This is a genomic window from Hymenobacter agri (assembly GCF_054778495.1).
In genome coordinates, this window is record NZ_BAAGZM010000452.1 from 1 (window position 1) to 3567 (window position 3567).

The window sequence follows — 3567 nt, forward strand, 5'->3', positions numbered from 1 at the left end:
CCTGCCGTCAACCTCACCCCCTGACCCCCTCTCCCGCGGAGAGGGGGCACCGGCTACGCGCCTGCACCAACCCGGAACCGGACCAAAAGAAAAAGCCTGCTGAAAAGCAGGCTTTTTCTTTGAACACAATCGTCCTCACCCCCCGACCCCCTCTCCGCCGGAGAGGGGGTCGGGGGGTGAGGTGAACGGCTACAGCAACTCGGTGCTGCGCTTCACGAAGGCCGTGAGGGCCTCTCCTTTGAGCAGGCCCTGCGAAAGCAGGGCCAGGTCGAAGGCCTGCTTGGCGAGCTGGTCGCCGCCGTCGGCCAGCACCTTGGCGGCCAGCGGGTGGTTGGCGTTCACGGTCACGTCGTAGCTCTCGGGGAAGGCGCCGAACATCTGCATGCCGCCCCCGCCGCCGGTGCGCTGCATGTCCTTCATGCGGCGCATGAACTCGTTCTGGGTGATGACCACCGGGGCGTCCTGCGGGCTCAGAGCGGCCACCTTCACGTGCATGGCCGGGTTGGCAATGGCGCCGGTGTAGGTTTCTTCCAGCTTCTTGGTGTCGTCCTCGCTCAGCACGCTCTCAGTGGCGTCGTCCTTCTCAATGAGCTTGCTCAGCGTGTCGGCGTCCACGCGCTTGAAGCTGGTTTTTTCGAGCTTCTGCTCCAGCAGGCCCACGAAGTGCGGGTCGAGCACCTGGTCGAAGTTCAGCACATCGTAGCCGCGCTCCTTCGCCGCCGCCACGAAGCTGTGCTGGGCCTCGGCGTCGTTGGTGTAGAGAATGACGGTGTTGTCGTTCTTATCCTTCTGGTTGGCCTGGATGTGCTCGGTGTACTCGTTGAGGGTGAACAGCTTGCCGTCCACGTTCTTGAGCAGCACGAAGTCCTTCGCCTTGTCGTAGAACTTGTCGTCGCTCAGCATGCCGTACTTCACGAATAGGCCGATGTCGCTCCACTTCTCCTCGTAGCCGGCGCGGTCCTGCTTGAACAGGCTGCTCAGCTTATCGGCCACCTTCTTGGTGATGTAGGTGTTGATTTTCTTCACCGCCGCGTCGGCCTGCAGGAAGCTGCGGCTCACGTTCAGCGGAATGTCGGGCGAGTCAATCACGCCGTGCAGCAGCATCAGGAACTCGGGCACCACGTCCTTCACCTCGTCGGTGATGAATACCTGGCGCGAGTAGAGCTGAATCTTGTTGCGCTGGAACTGCAGCTCGTCCTTCACCTTCGGGAAGTAGAGAATGCCCGTCAGGTTGAAGGGGTAGTCCACGTTCAGGTGAATCCAGAACAGGGGCTCGTCGGCGCTCATGGGGTAGAGCTCCTGGTAGAACTTCTTGTAGTCCTCGTCGGTCAGCTCCGAGGGCTGCTTGGTCCAGATGGGGTTCGTGTCGTTGATGAGCTCGCCCTCGAACTCAATCGGAATGGGCAGGAAACGGCAGTACTTGGCCAGGATGCTGCGCAGGCGCTCGGTTTCGAGGAACTCGTCGGAATCGTCGGCCACGTGCAGCACCACGTCGGTGCCGCGCTCGGCTTTGGCGTGCTCGCCCTCGGTTTCTTCGAGGGTGAACTCGGTGCTACCGTCGCAGGTCCAGTGGGCCGTCAGGGTGTCGGCTTTATACGACTTCGACCAGATTTTCACCTCCTTGGCCACCATGAAGGCCGAGTAGAAGCCCAGGCCGAACTGCCCGATAATCTGGTCTTTGGCGTTGGCATCCTTCTCCTTGTACTGCTCCACAAACTCGGTGGCGCCGGAGAAGGCAATCTGGTTGATGTACTTCTTGATTTCCTCGGCCGTCATGCCCAGGCCGTGGTCGGAAATCGTGATTTTGCGGGCTTCCTTGTCCACGGTCACGCGCACTTTCAGCTCGCCCAGGTCGCCCTGGTACTCGCCCAGCTGGGCCAGGCTTTTCAGCTTCTGCGTGGCGTCGACGGCGTTCGACACCAGCTCGCGCAGGAAGATTTCGTGGTCGGAATACAAGAACTTCTTGATGATGGGGAAGATGTTCTCGGTGTGGATGGAGATAGAGCCGGTTTCTTGCATGGGACGGGTTGGAAACGGTTGGATACAGACGGAATGGCCGGGCCCGGGGGCGTCGGCGACTGGCTACGGCGGTAGTCAAACCATGTTCCAAGGGCCGCAAGGCTGTCAGGTTGACAGCGGCGGGGGAGCCCGGCAGGGCACGGCGCGGACTTACTGTCCGGGCTTCGCGGCAGCCTCCCACTCGGCTACCAGGCGCTGGCCAGCCGCGGCATCGCCGCCGGTAAACCAATCGTAGGCCGAAAGCGCATCTTCGAACACCTGCAGCTGGTAGTGCATCAGGTGGCGGCCCACCCAGAGCATGGCCTCCACGGCCATCTGGTTGTGCAGCTGCCCGGAGCTATAGATAACGGCCACGCCACGCAGCGGCCGGCGCGACACCCGCGGAAACCAGTGCACTGACATCCAGAGTTCGTCGCGCATCTCGATGGGTGGCATGCCGTGAAAATCGACCAGCACAAAATGCGGCCGCAGCCGGGCTACCAAATCGCGCGAGTAGCGCATGCCGGCGCGCAGCAGCTGGGCCGCAGGTGCCCCCACCCACTTAAACCGCATCAGCCGCACCTCGGGGTCGTGCTGAATCAGAAAGTTGTGTTGGACAGGGAGTATCACGGCAGCTACAAGCTACCGCAGGTCGGGCTGAATTGTTTTCAGCGACGACTCTGTATCCGGTGCGTACACCGCATTCCACTCGGCCATGAGCGCGGGCAGGCGCGGCGATAAATCGCTCAGCCACACCATGCCCGAGGCCGGGTTCGGAAAGAATTGGATATCGAACTTGATGAACGGGCGCATCATTGCAATGATGGAATCGATGGCCATCTGATTGTGCACGCGGTGGCGGTTGTTGATGAGTACCACGCGCTTAAACGGCTGTTTTACTACCCCCGGCATCCAATGTACTCCGAGCCACACCTGGTCATACACCGAGATGTCCGGAAACGTATTTACGTTCAGCAGCAGGTGATGCATGCCCAGTTCTTGGTAAAGGCCAAGAAGCTGGAGCGCACTAGTGCGCAGGTTCCGCATATCGTCACCCGCAGCCCATTCCACGCGCAGTAAGCGTAACTCCTCGTCGTATTGTATAGCAAAATCAGGAATTGACGTAATTATCACGGGAAAAAGGGGCATTATTGCCGCGGGGAGTTAAAGATACGGCACTATAACGGCAAACCAGAGCGGGTTGGATAGAGAGTACCCCGGAAAATTTATTTTTTTTATAGCCGCAACCGTAGAAGCTGTTTCACGACTTGTATTTGGATTGGCGCCTTTTCGCCGCACCTTTGTATTGTGCAAACTCCCCGTATCCTGTTTTCCTGGCTGCTGCTGCTGTGCCTCGTGCGCACGCTGCTGCCCGAGGCGTGGGTACTGGCCTTGCACCGCCACGAGCACACTACCGAAGAACCGGCCCAGGCCCCGGCTTTCCGGCGCACGGGCAAGGCGCTCGTCAGCGCCCAGCACCAGCACTGCCCGGTTGAGCAGTTCTACGACGTAGCCTACCAGGCTGCGGTGCCGGTGGCCATGCCCTGCCCCCGGGTGGCACCGCGCTAC

At 60.6% G+C, this 3567-nt stretch carries 4 protein-coding genes; 1 reads left to right on the forward strand and 3 read right to left on the reverse strand.

The window, feature by feature from the left end:
* Nucleotides 1-189: 189 nt before the first annotated feature.
* From htpG to ACYVDE_RS17515, 3 genes are all read right to left on the reverse strand, one after another.
* Entirely contained in the window at nt 190-2019 is a 1830-nt protein-coding gene (gene htpG, locus ACYVDE_RS17505; RefSeq protein WP_460502835.1) for a heat shock protein Hsp90 family protein, read from the reverse strand.
* Nucleotides 2020-2169: 150 nt separating this feature from the next.
* A complete protein-coding gene (locus ACYVDE_RS17510; RefSeq protein WP_460502836.1) occupies nt 2170-2628 on the reverse strand; it encodes a hypothetical protein in 459 nt (152 codons plus the stop codon).
* Between the two features lie 12 nt (nt 2629-2640).
* Complete coding sequence (locus tag ACYVDE_RS17515) at nt 2641-2988, reverse strand: hypothetical protein (RefSeq protein WP_460502838.1); 348 nt, start codon at nt 2986-2988, stop codon at nt 2641-2643.
* Between the two features lie 318 nt (nt 2989-3306).
* Here ACYVDE_RS17515 and ACYVDE_RS17520 point away from each other — a divergent pair.
* Nucleotides 3307-3567 (forward strand): hypothetical protein (locus tag ACYVDE_RS17520; RefSeq protein ID WP_460502839.1); only part of this gene is annotated, 261 nt, incomplete at its 3' end.